General features: G+C 33.6%; 18 protein-coding genes. 12 read left to right on the forward strand and 6 right to left on the reverse strand.

What is annotated here, in order from left to right:
• A partial coding sequence (gene frhB, locus F555_RS0104745) for a coenzyme F420 hydrogenase subunit beta (protein WP_018153424.1) occupies positions 1 to 849 on the forward strand: 849 nt, incomplete at its 5' end.
• Positions 850 to 1236: 387 nt separating this feature from the next.
• On the opposite strand, the gene hypE is transcribed toward frhB, so the two are convergent.
• Positions 1237 to 2241: a hydrogenase expression/formation protein HypE gene (gene hypE, locus F555_RS0104755; protein ID WP_018154074.1), complete on the reverse strand. Its 1005-nt coding sequence runs from the start codon at positions 2239 to 2241 to the stop codon at positions 1237 to 1239.
• Between the two features lie 405 nt (positions 2242 to 2646).
• Between hypE and comA the strand changes: the two genes are divergently transcribed.
• Positions 2647 to 3402 carry a phosphosulfolactate synthase gene (comA, locus tag F555_RS0104760; protein ID WP_018154075.1) on the forward strand — a complete coding sequence of 252 codons (756 nt, stop codon included), beginning with the start codon at positions 2647 to 2649 and terminating at the stop codon, positions 3400 to 3402.
• Positions 3403 to 3673: 271 nt separating this feature from the next.
• Here the strand turns inward: comA and larC are convergent, their stop codons facing one another.
• Positions 3674 to 4888 carry a nickel pincer cofactor biosynthesis protein LarC gene (gene larC / locus F555_RS0104765; protein ID WP_018154076.1) on the reverse strand — a complete coding sequence of 405 codons (1215 nt, stop codon included), beginning with the start codon at positions 4886 to 4888 and terminating at the stop codon, positions 3674 to 3676.
• A 259-nt stretch (positions 4889 to 5147) separates the two neighbouring features.
• On the opposite strand from larC, the gene truA reads away from it, so the two are divergent.
• The 3 genes from truA to F555_RS0104780 are packed head-to-tail and all read left to right on the forward strand — an operon-like array spanning position 5148 to position 7336.
• Entirely contained in the window at positions 5148 to 5930 is a 783-nt protein-coding gene (gene truA, locus F555_RS0104770) for a tRNA pseudouridine(38-40) synthase TruA (protein WP_018154077.1), read from the forward strand.
• Positions 5931 to 5944: 14 nt separating this feature from the next.
• A complete protein-coding gene (locus F555_RS0104775; RefSeq protein ID WP_018154078.1) occupies positions 5945 to 6670 on the forward strand; it encodes a hypothetical protein in 726 nt (241 codons plus the stop codon).
• Between the two features lie 45 nt (positions 6671 to 6715).
• Positions 6716 to 7336: a MarC family protein gene (locus F555_RS0104780; RefSeq protein WP_018154079.1), complete on the forward strand. Its 621-nt coding sequence runs from the start codon at positions 6716 to 6718 to the stop codon at positions 7334 to 7336.
• A gap of 47 nt (positions 7337 to 7383) precedes the next feature.
• Here the strand turns inward: F555_RS0104780 and F555_RS0104785 are convergent, their stop codons facing one another.
• Both F555_RS0104785 and F555_RS0104790 read right to left on the reverse strand, forming a co-directional pair.
• A complete protein-coding gene (locus F555_RS0104785) occupies positions 7384 to 8445 on the reverse strand; it encodes a mechanosensitive ion channel family protein (protein WP_018154080.1) in 1062 nt (353 codons plus the stop codon).
• A 14-nt stretch (positions 8446 to 8459) separates the two neighbouring features.
• A complete protein-coding gene (locus F555_RS0104790; RefSeq protein WP_018154081.1) occupies positions 8460 to 9389 on the reverse strand; it encodes a tyrosine--tRNA ligase in 930 nt (309 codons plus the stop codon).
• Between the two features lie 322 nt (positions 9390 to 9711).
• On the opposite strand from F555_RS0104790, the gene F555_RS0104795 reads away from it, so the two are divergent.
• The 7 genes from F555_RS0104795 to hisH all read left to right on the forward strand — a co-directional run bounded on the left by F555_RS0104795 (position 9712) and on the right by hisH (position 14355).
• The gene (locus tag F555_RS0104795; RefSeq protein WP_018154082.1) at positions 9712 to 10341 is read left to right on the forward strand and encodes a DUF2067 family protein; all 630 of its coding nucleotides are present in this window, start codon (positions 9712 to 9714) and stop codon (positions 10339 to 10341) included.
• A complete protein-coding gene (locus F555_RS0104800; protein WP_018154083.1) occupies positions 10334 to 10627 on the forward strand; it encodes a DNA-directed RNA polymerase subunit L in 294 nt (97 codons plus the stop codon). Before F555_RS0104795 ends, F555_RS0104800 begins: the two co-directional genes overlap by 8 nt.
• A gap of 193 nt (positions 10628 to 10820) precedes the next feature.
• Positions 10821 to 11462: a 50S ribosomal protein L1 gene (locus F555_RS0104805; RefSeq protein WP_018154084.1), complete on the forward strand. Its 642-nt coding sequence runs from the start codon at positions 10821 to 10823 to the stop codon at positions 11460 to 11462.
• Positions 11463 to 11474: 12 nt separating this feature from the next.
• A complete protein-coding gene (locus tag F555_RS0104810) occupies positions 11475 to 12491 on the forward strand; it encodes a 50S ribosomal protein L10 (protein ID WP_018154085.1) in 1017 nt (338 codons plus the stop codon).
• 92 nt (positions 12492 to 12583) lie between these two features.
• The gene (gene rpl12p / locus F555_RS0104815) at positions 12584 to 12889 is read left to right on the forward strand and encodes a 50S ribosomal protein P1 (protein WP_018154086.1); all 306 of its coding nucleotides are present in this window, start codon (positions 12584 to 12586) and stop codon (positions 12887 to 12889) included.
• Between the two features lie 140 nt (positions 12890 to 13029).
• Positions 13030 to 13575 carry a TATA-box-binding protein gene (locus F555_RS0104820; protein WP_018154087.1) on the forward strand — a complete coding sequence of 182 codons (546 nt, stop codon included), beginning with the start codon at positions 13030 to 13032 and terminating at the stop codon, positions 13573 to 13575.
• A 162-nt stretch (positions 13576 to 13737) separates the two neighbouring features.
• Entirely contained in the window at positions 13738 to 14355 is a 618-nt protein-coding gene (hisH, locus tag F555_RS0104825; protein ID WP_018154088.1) for an imidazole glycerol phosphate synthase subunit HisH, read from the forward strand.
• A 29-nt stretch (positions 14356 to 14384) separates the two neighbouring features.
• Here the strand turns inward: hisH and F555_RS0104830 are convergent, their stop codons facing one another.
• Positions 14385 to 15272 (reverse strand): PHP-associated domain-containing protein, encoded by an 888-nt coding sequence (locus tag F555_RS0104830; RefSeq protein ID WP_018154089.1) that lies wholly within the window; start codon positions 15270 to 15272, stop codon positions 14385 to 14387.
• 25 nt (positions 15273 to 15297) lie between these two features.
• A complete protein-coding gene (locus F555_RS0104835) occupies positions 15298 to 16884 on the reverse strand; it encodes a bifunctional ADP-dependent NAD(P)H-hydrate dehydratase/NAD(P)H-hydrate epimerase (protein ID WP_018154090.1) in 1587 nt (528 codons plus the stop codon).
• Positions 16885 to 17451 lie beyond the last annotated feature (567 nt).

Here is a 17451-nt window from a genome sequence, read left to right on the forward strand (position 1 = left end):
ATGGATCCCTTTGGAAAGTATAAAACTGTGGTATCTGCAAGAGCTGCAGATAAAACCATACTGAAAAAATGTCAAGATGGAGGTATTGTTTCAGCCGCATATATATACGGTTTGGAAAATGGCCTCTTGGATGGTGTTATTGTTGCAGATAAAGATGACAAATTACAAACAACTCCTAAAGTTGCAACAACAGTTGATGAAGTTTTAGAGGCTGCTGGAACCAAATACACAGTCTGTCCAACTATAAGTGTGATAAAGAGTGCAGTTAGAGAGTATGGATGTGAAAAACTTGGAGTTGTTGGAACTCCATGCCAAATAATTGCAACTAGAAAATTAATGAAATATCCTATAGGATTTAGGCACGTTCCTGATAAACTGGCATTAATTGTGGGAATATTCTGTATGGAAAACTTCCCATACAATGGTATGAAAACCATCATCGAGGAACACTGTGGAATAAAGATGGAAGATGTTGCTAAAACTGATATTGGAAAAGGTAAATTCTGGGTATATTCCAAATGGGGAGATGTTAAATCCATCAAATTAAAAGAAACCCACCCATACGAACAACAATCCTGCCACGTATGTATGGATTACACAGCTGAATTGGCTGATATTTCCACAGGTTCGGTGGGAAGCCCAGATGGCTGGAGTACAGTATTCATAAGAACTGCTCAAGGAGAAGAGTTCTTTAACAAAATGGTTGAAGCCGGAGCATTGGAAGTTAAACCAATAGAAGAAGTTAAACCTGGTTTAGGATTAGTTGAGAAACTATCACTAACTAAAAAAGAGAAAAACGCAAAAGAAATCGAACATAGAAAAGAAATTGGATTACCAGTTCCTTATTAGAATCTTTAATTACTCACGGCTTTACCGTGATAATGCAAAAAGTTTCGTGAGTTCGACGAAACTTCGTTGGATGATTAAGCTTTCAGTTTTGGGATCCAACACTTTTTATAAAAGGGTTGGAAGGAGAATGGATTACCAGTTCCTTATTAACTATCTAAAAGGCACTACCAAGCATTTTCTTTCTATTTTTTTATTTATTCTATTTTATTCGGTGGAACTGATATTGATACTCTTTAACATACCCTTGGGACAGGATCCCACATGAAACTTTTAAAAAAAGTTGAACGAAAACGTTTAGGTTTTCGTTGCATTGAAAGTTTTCAACTTTCAAAGCTTGAAATTGCTTTGCAATTTCATGCTCGAAACAAAGTTTCGATTTCATCAAAATTAACATACCCTTGGGATAGGGTCCCCTATCGGCGTATCAATTATTCTTTTTCCTACGATGGTTTCCATTAAAACCCCATTGTATTCTGAGGTAACCTCGCCAATTATTTGAGCATTTTTTCCAAGAGGGTGACTTCTTAAAATTTCTAGAGCTCTTTCTGCATCATCCTTTTTAACTGCCATTACTACCTTACCTTCATTTGCAACTGTTAGGGGATCTATTCCAAGAGCATCGGCTATTGACTGCACTTCATCACTTATTGGTATTTTATCTTCATATATGGTTATTCCCAAACCGCTTTTTTCTGCCATCTCATTTAAGGAATCTGCCAAACCTCCCCTTGTAGGGTCCTTCATAGCATGAACTTCTATCCCCTCATCTAAAACCTTATGAATCAATTCATTCAAAGGTGCAACATCGGATTTTAAATCAGTCTCAAAATCAAATCCTTCCCTCGTAAGTAAAATCGCCATTCCATGTTCTCCAATATTTCCAGAAACTATTATGGTATCTCCTTCTTTCATTCCGCAGTCTCTTATCGCCTTTCCAGTATCCACAATCCCAATTCCTGCAGATGAGATTATAATATCATCTACATTTGAAACTTTTGTATCCCCGGTTATTACTGAAACATTTGCTTCTTTACAAGCTTCATTTATGGATTTCATGATTCTATCAAGTTTTTCTATATCAAAACCTTCTGGAAGTATCAAGGACAAGGAAATAGCAAGGGGTTTTGCCCCCATAACCGAAAGGTCGTTCACCGTACCACAGACAGATAATCTTCCAATATCGCCACCTGGGAAAAATATTGGCTTAACTGTATGACCGTCAACTGTAAAAACAATTTCTTTATCCCCTATAGGTATTGTCGATGCGTCATCTAGATCCTTTAATCCTATTCCTCCATTTACAGAGGTATTCTCCAAATTACCTAAAATTGTATTTTTAATTAGGTCTTGCATAACCTTTCCGCCAGCACCATGCATTCTAGTAATTCTCATAAAACCATCTCCAAATGTTTTAAAGCCATATGTCATATTATTCGATTATAATTTATAGTAGTGTGCATTTTAACTAACTTATAGATATTATAAAATTTAAAAATACAAAAAACTACTTTATTTTTAATTCAACGAATAATTAATATACCCATAAATAACTGTATTATTGGTGTAATGTAATATACACCACTATAATCCCCTATTCATCTAATACTTATAAATTATAATGTACATGTTATTATGATCTATAACTATTAATAATTCCAATTATCCAAATCGTATTATAAAAAGAATTTCTTAAAGAAATCGACAATTATATAAATTATCGTCCTTATATTGTTTAATAATATCATTTTAGTACTAATCACCATATGATTTTTTCTTATAAGAAAGGATGTGATAAATATGAACGCATTTTCATTTTTAAATATTAATACTAGAAATGGAGTAACAATGGTTTTAGACAAAGGTTTACCTCCCCATTTCACCAAAGACTACCTTAAAACCTGTGGAAAATACATAACATTTGCTAAATTTGGATGGGGAACCAGTGCAGTTCAAGAACGGGATGTTTTAAAAGAAAAAATAAGATACTACAAAGAATACGGAATTAAAGTGTATCCTGGAGGAACACTATTTGAAGCTTCTTTTTTAAAAGGGGTTTTTCAGGAATATTTGGATGAATGTAAAGAACTAGGATTTGAGTGTATAGAAATATCCGATGGTTCAATGGACTTAAGCCTGGAAGACCGAGCATATGCAATAAAGAAAGTTAAAAACGAAGGATTTCTTGCAATTACTGAAGTAGGAAAAAAGAGTATTGAAAAAGACAAAGAACTATCCATAGAGGACAGAATAGAACTTATAAATCACGACTTAAAAGCCGGAGCAGATTATGTGATTATGGAAGGAAGAGAAAGTGGTAGATCGATAGGACTATTCGACGAATGTGGAAAGATAAAGAAAGACGAACTTGAAACACTTGCTGAAAATGTAGATATTGAAAAAATTATCTTTGAAGCCCCAAATAAGAACCAGCAAGTTGAATTTATACTCAGATTTGGCAATAGTGTAAATTTAGGAAATATAGCTCATGATGAAGTTATTTCTTTAGAAACGTTGAGAAGAGGTTTAAGGGGAGATACCTTTGGAAAAATCTAATTGATCATACCCTGGATACGTAGTATTATAAACCTTAACTAAATCAAAATCATTGGCGGACATATAAACTGAGGGGTTCTAATAAAAGTTAGAGAATCAGCTGTAAAAAAGGAGAAATATTGGGGTAGTAAGGTCTACATGGAGTGTTGAATCAAATTTAATGAGCGTAAACCATTATTGGCGTAAAAAAGTTCATAACAGTGTGGTTACAAAAGTTGAAGAAAAAAGAGCTCGTATCCAGGTATGGATTTAAAAATCAGATAAATATATACTAAAAATTATAAACCTCTCTAATTTTTTCATTTGCGGCCCTTACAACACTCCTAAGTGGAATATTTAATTCATTTGCTATTTTTTTTAGATCTTCATACTCTGGCTTTATATTTACTACTTTATCCCCCAATTTTGAGATTTTAACATTGAATTGAAATTTTTTACCACATAATTTAATTTCATGCAGTTTTTCTGATCGACATGCTTTTATCTTTGTGAATTCGTTTATTCTTACCCCTAAAGTTCCTGTTTCTTCCATAAGAATTTCCACAAACTTTTCGTATTTTGAATAAGGGGCAATTACCGAAATAATATCCACAGGCCTGTTCTTTTTACCCATTGCAGATGTTACGAAAACATCAGGAGCTCCTTCTCTTAAAAGCCTTTCCACAGTATAGCCAATAACTTCCCCTGGAACATCATCCACATTTGTCTCAAGAATAACCGTTCTCTCTTTAAGTTTGGATGTCTCCATTCCTTCAACTACCCTAAGAACATTTGGGATGTCCTTCATCCTCCTTATCCCTGCCCCATAACCTACCTTAATTGGAGTTGTTGGAGGATAAACATCAACAATTTTATCTATAACATTTACCAAAATCGCAGCTCCTGTTGGTGTTGTAAGTTCAAAGTTTGCCTGTAAGTTTGAATACTTTATCTTATGTTTGCACAAAATTTCAAGGGTTGCAGGAGCTGGAGCTGGTATAATACCATGTTCCATTTTTACATGCCCTCCCCCAAGTGCTGGAGGTGTGGAATAGATATTTCCGTCTAAAAACCCATTTTTATCGAGTAAAAAGACAGAACCTACTACATCAAAAATGGTATCGAGAGAGGCCACCTCGTGAAGATGAAAATGATCTTTATGAAGTTTTTTTTCAGCATATATCAGATCATCTATAATATTTTCTGTTATTTTACGGGCTTTTTCGGACAAATTAAGTTTTTTAGATACTTTAACTATAGCATCCTTTAAATCTTTAGGATCCTCTAGTCTCTCCTCAGATATTTTCATGTCGAGTTTTTTTGCCATTATCCCATTTACCTTTTCTTCAACTACATCTACTTTAAACTCTTGGCAGTTTTCAAGTTCATTTATGGCATTTTCAAGTTGTTTAACTATTTCAAAAGATTCTGTGAGATCCAGAAGTGCAGAAATAAACATATCACCAGATATCCCGGCAATCTTTGGATCGATGATTAAAGTCTTCATAATTCCACCTATGAATAGTCGTTCCAACCATTTTTTACAATATTCTGCATTAATTGTGGAACGACTATAGAGAAAAGAATTAATTTTTTATATCTTTTAAATACTTTTATTTAAGTAAGATTTGTACAATTTATTTAACTATGTTATGGAGTCAGTCCCTATTTATTATATATTTATTCTCTTGCTTCAAATCTTGATTAGTATATTTGTTAGAGCTCGTAGAGAATTTTGTGTTTTGATAGTACCCCATGGTGATTAAATGTATATCTTAAAAATAGCCTACGATGGAAGATACAGTTTTCAAAAGCAGCCCCATAAAAATACAGTTTGTGATGTATTAATGGATACACTTGAAGAGTGTAATTATTTAAACGATGGGAGAATTATATACTACGGAGGAAGAACCGACAAAGGGGTGTCTGCACTTGGAAACTTTGTAGTTGTTGATTTGAAAAAAGAGCCAATTTTATCACATATTTACTCAAAATTAAAAGGAAAAGGCGTTTGGGTACTAGGATATCAAGAGATAGACGAAATCCCGGCGGTAAATTATAGACATTATAGGTATATACTACCAAACGAAGGCCACGATATTGAACTGATGAAAAAAGCTTCAAAGAAACTTATAGGAACTCATTCATTTCACAATCTATCTAGAAAGGACAAAAGCAAAGAAAGAGATCCAATAAGAACAATATATGATATTAAATTAAGTGAGAACGAATATTTCATTACAATTGATATAGTTGGAAAAAGCTTTTTATGGAATATGGTTAGAAGGATGGTTTCTGTTCTGTCCAAGGTCGGTAAAAAAGAAATTGAAAACTGGGACGAATATCTAAATAAAATTTTGAGTAAAGAACACAGAGAAGGTGTTTCTCCCGCCCCTGCAGAAGGGCTGATATTGGTAGATGCAAATGTTAGTTTAAACTACATCTATGATAATTACGTCCTAAAAAGGTTTAAAGAAGAATGGAAAGAAACCTGGAGAAAGAGTGTAATGACTATGGGAATCTGTAAAACCATTGATGCAACTATTTAAAGAGATGAGCGGCTATGTCACAATTATATATTTCATCGATAGGTGTGGATATATCTTCAAATGATGTTCAGACAAATCCAAGGGTAAACGAAAAAATAGAAAGAGAACTAAAATTAGAGCTATCAAAAATTGGGGTTAAATCTGCCTTAACAAACATTACTGGGGACGACATCGTAATTACATCCCTTGTTCCAGACAAACTTGTAGAAGAAACCAACAAAAAAATATTTCAGATGTTAAAAAAACATGCTGAAAGCTTTGATGATCTAGAAGGCGTTAGTAAAAATCCTGAAACTGCTGGAGAAGGAGTATCCTATGCCATTGCAGAAGCTGGATCAGAATACGGAGATTCAATAATAGTTTCATTTGATACATACTGTGGCGAAAGTATTGTAAATGAAATGGCGTTGTTTGTAGAAGAGATAGGTAGGAAATTTGGATACGATTCAAGCTCAAGTGTATCATCTAAACCAGTTGAAATCCCTGGAATAGGCTACTCTGGAACATGCACCGATGATCCGGTAGTTGTTATAACCATTGAAAATATTCAAAATCTACCAAAATTAGCTGGAATGATTTATGGGGGACTTTTAGGGTTTGATAGAGTTTACTTCACAAGAATGAGCTCTCCAACAAATATAGTGCCACCAGGGGTAATATACACAATGTCTGCATTCTTAAACGGAAATGTTATTGATTTGTACGATGGCATAATAGGAAGATTTAACACAATTGGTTAAAAGTTAAAAGTTCAGATAAATAATTTAAAAAATTAGTGGGAAAATATGGATTATCAATTTGTATTACTGGCATTCACATCATTATTTGCAATAATAAATCCCGTTGGGCTAGTTCCAATATACGTAGCATTAACTTCTCAATACACTCATGAAGAGAAACTTAAAATAATAAAAAAAACCACAATGGCAACTCTCTTAATATTGGTCACCTTTGCACTGATGGGAAAGTATATTCTATTATTTTTTGGAATATCCATTCAGGCATTTAGCATAGCAGGGGGAATATTGTTATTCACTATTTCATTAGATATGCTTCATGGGAAAATTTCAGGAGTTAGGCATTCAAAAACAGAACAGGAAGCTGCAACAGAATTGGATGATATAGCAGTCATCCCTCTTGCAATGCCATTATTGGCAGGTCCCGGAGCCATAACTTCAGTAATAGTCCTAATGACAAAAGCGCAGGGCTATAATGATAAATTAGCAGTCCTCTTAGCAATATTCCTTTGTGTTATTGCTGCCCATGTGACTTTAAAATCATCGGAGAAAATAGAAGATAGACTAAGTCCAATAGGAATTAAAATAATGACAAGAATGATGGGGTTAATATTGGCCGCTATATCTGTCCAAATGATGTTGGGAGGAATTAAAGAAATATTCTTTTAATCTTTTTTAATATTATTTTAATCATCTCTTTTTAAAGAAAACTATATTTAATCATCCTTCTTTAGATATACCGTCTGAGTCGGGAATGCCATTTCAATACCTTCTTTTTCAAATTCTTCCTTTATTTTCAGGTTTATTTCATCTATTGTATTTAAGTAGTAATCAAAACCAAAATTTCTGATAAAGTATTCTACCCTTATGTTCAGAGAAAAATCCCCAAACTCTTTAAATGTTATTCTTATAGGCAGTATAACTCCGCGGTGCTCATCTAAAATGTTTTTAATTATTTCTTTGGCTCTCTTCAATTTTTCAACTGGAGTATCGTATGTTAGACCAATATTAATCAAAACCCTTCTCTTTCTCATTGCAGAGAAATTTTCAATCTCTGTTCTTAGAATGTTCGCATTTGGAACCACAATTAAACTATCATCAAATGTCCTAATTCTTGTGCTTCTAATGCCTACTTCCTCCACAATTCCTTCGGAGCTCCCAAATTTTATCCAGTCCCCCATGCCAAATGGCTTATCCATTATAATCAAAATCCCTGCAATAAAATTCTCCACAGTTTCCTTTGATGCCAGTGCTACCGCCAAACCTCCAATACCCAATCCTGCAAGGAGTGTTGTTATATCGTAACCAATATTATCCAACATCACCAAAAAACCTATTACTATAATTAAAATCCTCACTAACTTCCTCAAAGGAGGAATTACATGATCATCTAACTTAGTTTCCGACTTTTCTGCAAGTGGGGCGATGAATTCGATAATAAAATCATCAACAAACTTAACAAGAAACCAAACTCCAGATAATGTAACAACAACGTTAATAGCCTCATTAGCTAGAATTCCAATCTTTTGTGGGAGAACTAGATAGTTTAAACCATACCAGAAAAATCCTGCAAAAATCAAAATTATTAAGGGCATATCGAGTGCATCTAAAAGTATGTCATCAAATTTTGTTTTTGTCTTACCTGCAAGAGCTCTTAAATATTTTGTAGTTATAATTCTAACAAGTTTTCCAAAAAATACCCCTAAAAAAATGAAAACCAAAAATAAAATATAATTTTTTAGTGGATTTCCCAGATATATGGCATCCAGTATCGTCATAAAGTCACCATTGGCTATTTATTCAGCCTTTCCCTTATAGGCGTTAAAATTTTTATGATTTCCTCAGAAACTACGTTTTTTAAGTCCATAGGATGTAAACCCTCAATATATGCTGATTCTAATTCTTCATAGCTGTTAAAAGTTACATCTCCACCGAATTTTTCAGGTCTTTTTACGGTAACCGGATATTCCAAATAGTACTTTGCGATTTCCATTATAGGGTTACCTTCAACAACTTTAATTGGACAGTATGCCTTTTTTATCTTTGATTTTATTGTATTTGGTTCATCATCTACTGCTATAAAGTTTCCTTTTGAAGATGACATTTTACCTTCCCCATCTAACCCAGTAAGTACTGGGTTATGTATACAAACCGGAGCTCTGAATCCCATACTTGGTAAAACTTCCCTTGCAAGCATGTGGATCTTTCTCTGTTCCATTCCTCCAACTGCCACATCAACACCTAAGTGTTTAATGTCGTTCACCTGCATGAGGGGGTAAACCACTTCTGCAACTTTCGGGTTATCATCGTCCCTTGCTATAACTTCCATACTTCTTCTCGCTCTTTTTAATGTGGTTTTTAATGCAAGTTGATATACGTCCAATGTGTATTCCCTTTCAAGTTGGAATTCACTACCGTAAATATAGGTAGCATTTAAACCCATGGCTTCAAATACTCTTTTGTTGTATTCTGCCAATTCCCTTATTTCTTCCATTGTTCCTTTCTGGTTCAGGTAGGCGTGTAAGTCAGCTAACAGTATAATAACTTCAAAACCTGCATTTTGTAAATCTATCATCTTCTTAATTTGAAGGTAGTGCCCCAGATGTATTTTTCCACTGGGCTCAAAACCTATATATGCCTTTTTTTCTTTCTTGTTTATTACTTCCTTTAGTTCTTCAACTGATACAACTTCTAAAGCGTTTTTTAAAATATCCTCAATCATTTTTTCACCTGAACGAAGTGAAGGTGAGTTATAAAAAACCTTCGGTTTTTTATTCAATCCCTCTACCTAAATTATAAAATCAATAAAAATGATAAAATAACCATACATATATTTAATATATTAGTATTGTGACATATAGAATGTAAGGTTTTTATATTTTCTCAATTGCGGTAAAGTTGTGATATAATAGATTTTATGTCTTACTACTAAAACCTGACCTTTAAGATTTTATCCACAACCAATTCCCATACTACTATTTTGGATATCATTTAATTACTATTACTATAATTTATTAGTTTATTGATTATACGTGGTGCTGCCTATGAAAAGGGTTATTACTGTAAAGGGATCTAACAAAGAAATCATGGAAATATGTGATGAAATATCTAAGATGAACATTGACTGTGCCATTGAAACAAAAAAAGCAAGTTATTCAGAAGATATCGATGCCAGTGAAAATATAATAAGAATAAAAATATATGGTTACGATAGAAACAAAATGGTTGAAAATCATAAGGATATTTTAAATTTAATAAACAGAATACATAAAAAATATAGTGCAGATTCTCGAGGCTTTTATGAATATAGATTGAGTGATCTGAAAGTTCCTATAAACAAGGAGCTAATAATTGACACCCTTGAAGCTTTAAAAATTAATTTTAAATACATAAAGGATGAAAACTTAATTAAGTGCCCAGTTGAAATACAAGAACTTAACAAGATTTTAGAAGAGCTCCATGCCATAAACTCAGAGCTCAATTTTATGAACATTGGATCCAAACCTGTAAAAAATGTCATTGTATTAGCATCCTACATGACTGGAAGAGCTGTTGAAGATATTATTGATGAATGTCTTGAAAAAGAATTTTTCAGGGAAGAAGACGAAAGAATTGTATTAAACAAAGACATTAATCTAGTTAAAAAACATTTGTTAGAGGGAAACAATGAGTGAGTTTATAAAAATAATCCATAAAACAGAAAATGATATTGAACTAGAATTATTAAATGAAGACCATTCCTTATGTAATGTTCTAAAAGACATTTTATTAGAGAAAGATGGAGTTTTAATGGCCTCCTATGCTATAGACCATCCAGTTTTAGATCCTGAAACTGGTAGGTACATTTCCAATCCAAAGTTAATTATTAAGACCTCAGAAGGAGTTAATGCAGAAGAAGTTCTAAAGGATGTTCTAAAGGAAGTAATAGGGTTATGTAATCAAGTTTTAGAAGACTTATAAACTAGCTATTCAACTAAATATATTTCTCCAAGTGTGGAAATGAAAGAAGTATAAAGACCAAAACACGGTCAAAAAACTTCCAAAAAGTTTATAATATATATTATCATAATCTTTATATAATAGATATTTTATAGTAGGTTTGCTCCATGTTCAAAACCGCATATTGCGGTTAATAAATACAGGAGGCCACAACATGGACAGAGAAAATATATTGAAAGCAGTGAAGGAGGCTCGTTCTCTCGCAAAGCCGCGAAACTTCACACAGTCACTAGACTTGATTATAAACTTAAAAGAACTTGACCTCTCAAGACCTGAAAACAGGTTGAAAGAACAGGTAGTATTACCTAACGGGAGAGGCAAGGAACCTAAGATAGCTGTAATTGCAAAAGGTGACTTAGCGGCACAAGCTGAAGAGATGGGCCTCACTGTTATAAGACAGGATGAATTGGAAGAATTAGGGAAAAATAAAAAAATGGCTAAGAAAATCGCTAATGAACACGATTTCTTTATAGCTCAGGCAGATATGATGCCACTTGTAGGTAAAACTTTAGGTCCTGTTTTAGGTCCTAGAGGAAAAATGCCACAGCCAGTTCCTGCAAATGCAAACTTAACCCCACTGGTTGAAAGACTTAAGAAAACAGTTTTAATAAACACGAGAGATAAACCATTATTCCATGTTTTAGTTGGAAACGAAAAAATGAGTGACGAAGAACTTGCTGAGAACATTGAAGCAATTCTAAACACCGTTTCCAGAAAATATGAGAAAGGGCTTTATCACGTTAAGAGTGCATATACAAAACTTACAATGGGGCCGCCAGCCCAAATAGAAAAATAAGGGGTTGAAAATATGATAACGGCAGAATCCGAACATAAAATTGCCCCTTGGAAGATTGAGGAAGTTAACAAATTAAAAGAATTACTTAAAAATGGCCAAATTGTCGCATTGGTAGACATGATGGAAGTCCCTGCAAGACAACTTCAGGAAATCAGGGACAAAATTAGGGGAACAATGACCCTAAAAATGTCAAGAAACACCTTAATCGAGAGGGCTATCAAAGAGGTTGCTGAAGAAACCGGTAACCCAGAGTTTGCAAAATTAGCAGACTATATCGATAAAGGGGCAGCAATCATAACCACAGATATGAACCCATTTAAGTTATACAAAACCTTAGAAGAAAGCAAAAGTCCTGCACCTATAAAAGGTGGGGCAGTTGCTCCTTGCGATATCGAGGTTAAAGCGGGATCAACTGGAATGCCTCCAGGACCATTCCTAGGTGAATTAAAAAGCGTAGGAATTCCTGCTGCAATTGAAAAAGGTAAAATAGGAATTAAAGAAGATAAAGTAGTTGCTAAAGCTGGAGAAGTTGTTTCACACAAACTCGCAGTTGTGCTCTCTGCATTGGGTATAAAACCTGTTACAGTAGGTTTAAACTTATTAGCAGCTTACGAAGATGGTGTCATTTACACACCAGATGTGTTAAAAATAGACGAAGAAGAATTCGTACAAAAAATACAAGATGCTTACAGCAAGGCATTCAACTTGTCAGTCAACGCTGCAATACCAACAGCACAGACAATCGAAACATTGTTGCAAAAAGCATTTGCTAACGCAAGAGCTGTATCTATTGAGAGCGCATTCTTGACTGAAAAAACCACAGATGACATCCTTGGAAAAGCATACTCACAAATGCTTGCTGTTGCAAGAGAAGTTGGTGACGATGCTTTAGATGATGAATTAAAAGAAAAATTATCTACTGCAGTTGTTGAAACCAAAGCTGAAGTAGAAGAAGCTAAAGAAGAAGAGAAAGAAGAGAAAAAAGAAGAAGCAGCTCCTGCAGCAGCTGGTTTAGGATTACTCTTCTAAGTTCTTAAAAGTAGTAAATATTCTAACCGAAAAAAATATATATTCAAATAAATAATCAAAGAAAAAGGAAATTTATATTCGGAGGTGTAATTATGGAATACATATACGCATCATTATTATTACACTCAGCAGGTAAAGAAATTACAGAAGACGCTGTTAAAGCTGTATTAAGCGCAGCTGGTGTTGAAGTAGAAGACGCTAGAGTTAAAGCTTTAGTAGCTGCATTAGAAGGAGTAGACATTGAAGAAGCTATCGAAAAAGCTGCTATGCCAGTTGCAGCTGCAGCAGCTCCTGCAGCAGCTCCTGCTGAAGAACCTAAAGAAGAAAAGAAAGAAGAGAAAAAAGAAGAAGACACCACAGCTGCAGCTGCAGCAGGTCTCGGTGCTTTATTCGGATAAGTTTGCAACTTTGTTTGCAACAAATTTCTTCTTTATTTTTTATTTTAGGCAAATTAATCCATATATTTAAATATACTATATAAATATTTATATAATATATAACCAAAACATATAAGGTATATAAATACATGGTGAAAAGGATGGAACCTGAAATAAAAATTGTAAACGTGGTTGTCTCCACACAGATTGGAACAGATATAGACTTGGAATATGCTGCTGATATATTAGACAATGCAGAATACGAACCTGAACAGTTTCCTGGCTTGGTTTGTAGATTAAGTGATCCAAAAGTTGCATTGCTTATATTTAGAAGCGGTAAATTAAATTGTACCGGTGCTAAGAGCAAAGAAGATGCTGAAATAGCGATAAAAAAAATAATAAAAGAGTTAAAAGACGCAGGAATGGACATAATAGATAATCCAGAAGTTAATGTTCAAAACATGGTGGCTACAGCAGACCTAGGTATTGAACCTAACTTGGATGATATCTCAACACTTGAAGGTACTGAATACGAACCTGAACAGTTTCCTGGTTTAGTTTACAGACTGAGCGACCCAAAAGTTGTTGTCTTAATATTTGGCAGTGGTAAAGTTGTTATCACCGGCTTAAAGAAAAAAGACGATGCATATTTAGCACTTGATAAAATCTTGAGCACATTAAAAGAACTAGAAGAAGAATATTACTAAATTTTATTTTTATAGTTGGTCGCATAATTAGTACTATATCGACGTTAATATACCCATACCTATGACCACTATATTTTGAACATCAACTTGATCTACTTTTTAAAATCATCATAATGTCTCATTGTTCAAAAGTTGTCTAAAAATAAGTTTAATAGTGATATCGTGATTGCAATAATCGACTACAATGCTGGGAATTTAAGAAGTATTGAAAAAGCTGTTGAACTATATACTAACGATGTAGTTGTAACTAGCGATCCTGAAACCATTTTAAGTGCGGATAAACTTATATTACCTGGTGTGGGAAATTTCGGAGACGCGGTGAAAAACTTATCCAAAAGCGTAGATAAAGACGAGAGCTCATTAAAGGATATTATTAACAATAGCATCAATAAAGTTCCATTCTTAGGCATATGCTTAGGGATGCAGTTGCTCTTAGAGAGAAGTGAAGAGAACAGTGCTTTAAGTGGTTTAGGTGCCATAAAAGGAAATGTAGTTAAATTCAAAGACGTAGGAAAGATACCGCACATGGGATGGAACAACGTAGAACAGGTTAAAGATATTCCACTTTTCGAAGGAATAAAAAATAACGAATACTTTTATTTTGTTCATTCCTATCACGTAAACCCTTCAGAAAAAGAAGTTATAGCAGGTCTATGCGAATATGGATATAGTTTTCCATGCGTATTGAACAAAGATAACATATACGCTACGCAATTTCATCCTGAAAAAAGTGGAAAATCTGGCTTAAAAATGATAGAAAACTTTGTAGAATTAATTTAAAATAAAAATTAATAATGCTATTGAAAGTATTAAAATACTTCTTTTAATTTAGCCTTGGCTTTCTTTTTTAGATAGAAGTTTCCGAGAATTCCTGCAACTATTGGAAGTGGCGTGGCAATATAGATCAATCCTCCAAAAACTGCATGGAGCTTTTTAACCCTTGATGTAGGCATTTTGAAAATTGTATCTTCCTTTCTAACTGCCGATTTTAATAAAATTTTTTCCGATACATAAACTACATTGTAGCTCCATAGAATTATATCTGAAAGCGGAGTTGGAGCTCCTCCAAATGAAGTTTTCCTCTTAACTATTGCATCATATAAATCATCAGCTGAATTTCCCTTAAATTTTGTATGGCCATTTCCAACCATCTTAGCAAGATGAGCATCACTATTACCTAAAACTGCTATAGGACATTTGTGATAGTTTTTCATAATTCTATCCAATGCAAGATTATTTACAATACCATCCCTATGGTATGCATTGAATACCTCAGCTCCATCAAGTTTCAATTCAAAAATTTTATCTCCAAGGGCCTTACATATTGGGCTGTATGGATGGGGAGCTATTGCCAAACCTCCTTGTTCGTGTATTTTTTCGATTGTTTCCTCTGCTGACAGTCCAGCTGGAATTTCTTGGTTTAAAAACAAACCAATGATCTCCCCATCCTTTGACATTATCTCGCTTCCCACAATGACCTCAACACCATATTCCTTTTCCAGTTTTTTGGTTTCTAGAGCTCCCCTTATAGTATTATGATCTGTGATTGCCACAACATCTATATCGTTTTTTCTTGCCCATTTCATCACATTTTTTGGTTCTTCCACAGAATCTGGGAATTTTAAACCCATGTATTTCATCAATCCCGAATATTTGGTGTGTATGTGCATATCTGCTTTGATATTATCTTTATCCATAAAATCCCCCAAATATCTTTAAAAATTACCCAAAGAGTTTCAAAACTTTAGGAATGTTATCAATAATATCCATTGAAGTGTAATAATATCCCTTTTTTTTCAGCATTAAATCTCCACAGTAACCATTGATAAAAGCTCCACAACAGGACGACACAAAAGGTTCATTTTTAGCAAACAATGCTCCAATAATCCCACAAAGAACATCACCAGTACCCCCAACAGTCATTCCAGGATTACCGGTTTTATTTATCTTGATCTTGTGTCTATTGAATATTATGTCGTATCTTCCCTTTAAAACTATCGTTGAATTAAAGGTATTTTGTTCAATATACTCTTTCATATATTCAAACTCTCCTTTGTGGGGTGTAAAAATAAAGTTATCCTTAAATTCAAAATTTGAATAATCTATTACTTTTATAGCATCTGCATCAATAACAACTTTTTTATCAGTCTTTTTAAGGAAAGAGTTTACAAATTCCTTAGTTCTATTATTCACTCCTAAACCACTACCCAAAACTATACAATCATATTTTTTGGAAACCGACAGTATTTCATCAATATGCTCCTCTCCAACATAATCGCCTTCTAATTCATAACCCATTAATTCAGGATAATTCCTTAATGCATCCATAACATTCCTTACAGAAGCTACGGTTACTAAATCGGCCATTTTTGAAGCTGCCAGTGCGGATAAAATCGGAGCTCCGAAAAACTCCTTTGAACCGCCAACAACTAAAACTTTTCCATTCTCTCCCTTATGTGAGTCTGAACCTCTTTTAATCAGTGTTTTAAAGTCTCCAGTACCGACGATAAACTCTGCAGATTTTGGAATGCCTATTGACTTAACAACTAAATTATCATCATTTGAATTCCTACTGGATTCGAAAACCGAAGGTTTTCGTAACCTACTGGATTCGAAAATCTCTGATTTTCGTAATATGGTCTTTCTCTTGTGGAATGTAACAACCTTGTCGGCATTTAGATCTCCAGTTTCAACGTCCACACTTACTATTTTTAGGGATTCTTTAAATTCTTTTTTTATTCTGTTTAATTCAGTTACTGCAGTTTTAAAAGGCTCCCTTAATTCCCCCTTAACTCCAGTTCCCAACATTGCATCTATTACAATAACTTCGCCTTTTTTTGTATTTTGTTCAATCCTTTCAATTATGTCCAAAATATCATTGGGTAATATAACTTCTTCAATGGTTAAATCCCCAAATTCTGAAATGTTTTTTAAAATCTTAAAATTCTCCCTACTTTCATAGGTTTTTATATTCTCGCTCCTGCCGAGTAAAATCAGGCTAACATCATAACACTTAGAAAGATGTCTGGCAACTACAAACCCATCCCCGCCATTATTTCCTGTCCCACAAAAAACATATATTTTTTCGTTGGAATTAAGAATTTTTAAGAGCTCTTCATACACTGCCCTTCCAGCATTTTCCATAAGTAAAATTTTTGGAATTCCAAGATATTCACAGTTGTTATCTATTACTTCCATTTCTTTTGGGGTTATGACATCCTTTTCTTTAATATTTAACTTATTGACTATGTACCTAAACATTTGTAGGTCTTTTTGAGGTACTTTATTGTCGATAGTTTCTTTTTTCATTCTAATCCCCTTTCATCATATATCCTAAAACCGTATTATAGTGTGTACGAATTTATAGTCTCGGACATAACAAACTTAAATATATCCTTCAAAATATACCTACTCAACTTCGTTGAGTAGGTATCGGGTTTTGGAATCACCAACGAAGTTGGTGAGCTATGAAAACCGTTAGGTTTTCGTTCAATCAAAACCTCTCGACGAAACCGAAGGTTTCGTGAGTTCGACAAAAACCAAAGGTTTTTGTGAATCGACAAATCACTTTGTGATTTGTCTCGATCAGCAAATCGAAGATTTGCTTCGATTTTTTAAAAGGTTTTGTCCTACACTATACATTCATTATAATTCCAATAAGAAATTTAAAGAAAATTAAAAAAATTTAACTTAAATTTAAACATAATAAATTAACACCGAATTTACTAAATCTCAATAATTTCTTTGACGCATACTTGATATAATCCAACATACAGATATATACACAATGTAGGATACTAAAGTATCTATATCTCAAACTATATAATTTTTTTATATTTTAAAATAAAAAATAAAATTATAACCGTTTATCGGGGG

Origin of the sequence: Methanothermococcus thermolithotrophicus DSM 2095, assembly GCF_000376965.1 — an archaeon.
Classification (GTDB): Archaea; AGJL01; Methanococci; order Methanococcales; family Methanococcaceae; genus Methanothermococcus; species Methanothermococcus thermolithotrophicus.

Bases quoted from the DNA above. Each gene is read 5' to 3' on its own strand.
- hypE (WP_018154074.1), bottom strand. From the start codon at position 2,241: ATGAGAATTACTAGAATGCATGGTGCTGGCGGAAAGGTTATGCAAGAC.
- comA (WP_018154075.1), top strand. From the start codon at position 2,647: ATGAACGCATTTTCATTTTTAAATATTAATACTAGAAATGGAGTAACA.
- larC (WP_018154076.1), bottom strand. From the start codon at position 4,888: ATGAAGACTTTAATCATCGATCCAAAGATTGCCGGGATATCTGGTGAT.
- truA (WP_018154077.1), top strand. From the start codon at position 5,148: ATGTATATCTTAAAAATAGCCTACGATGGAAGATACAGTTTTCAAAAG.
- F555_RS0104775 (WP_018154078.1), top strand. From the start codon at position 5,945: ATGTCACAATTATATATTTCATCGATAGGTGTGGATATATCTTCAAAT.
- F555_RS0104780 (WP_018154079.1), top strand. From the start codon at position 6,716: ATGGATTATCAATTTGTATTACTGGCATTCACATCATTATTTGCAATA.
- F555_RS0104785 (WP_018154080.1), bottom strand. From the start codon at position 8,445: ATGACGATACTGGATGCCATATATCTGGGAAATCCACTAAAAAATTAT.
- F555_RS0104790 (WP_018154081.1), bottom strand. From the start codon at position 9,389: ATGATTGAGGATATTTTAAAAAACGCTTTAGAAGTTGTATCAGTTGAA.
- F555_RS0104795 (WP_018154082.1), top strand. From the start codon at position 9,712: ATGAAAAGGGTTATTACTGTAAAGGGATCTAACAAAGAAATCATGGAA.
- F555_RS0104800 (WP_018154083.1), top strand. From the start codon at position 10,334: ATGAGTGAGTTTATAAAAATAATCCATAAAACAGAAAATGATATTGAA.
- F555_RS0104805 (WP_018154084.1), top strand. From the start codon at position 10,821: ATGGACAGAGAAAATATATTGAAAGCAGTGAAGGAGGCTCGTTCTCTC.
- F555_RS0104810 (WP_018154085.1), top strand. From the start codon at position 11,475: ATGATAACGGCAGAATCCGAACATAAAATTGCCCCTTGGAAGATTGAG.
- rpl12p (WP_018154086.1), top strand. From the start codon at position 12,584: ATGGAATACATATACGCATCATTATTATTACACTCAGCAGGTAAAGAA.
- F555_RS0104820 (WP_018154087.1), top strand. From the start codon at position 13,030: ATGGAACCTGAAATAAAAATTGTAAACGTGGTTGTCTCCACACAGATT.
- F555_RS0104830 (WP_018154089.1), bottom strand. From the start codon at position 15,272: ATGGATAAAGATAATATCAAAGCAGATATGCACATACACACCAAATAT.
- F555_RS0104835 (WP_018154090.1), bottom strand. From the start codon at position 16,884: ATGAAAAAAGAAACTATCGACAATAAAGTACCTCAAAAAGACCTACAA.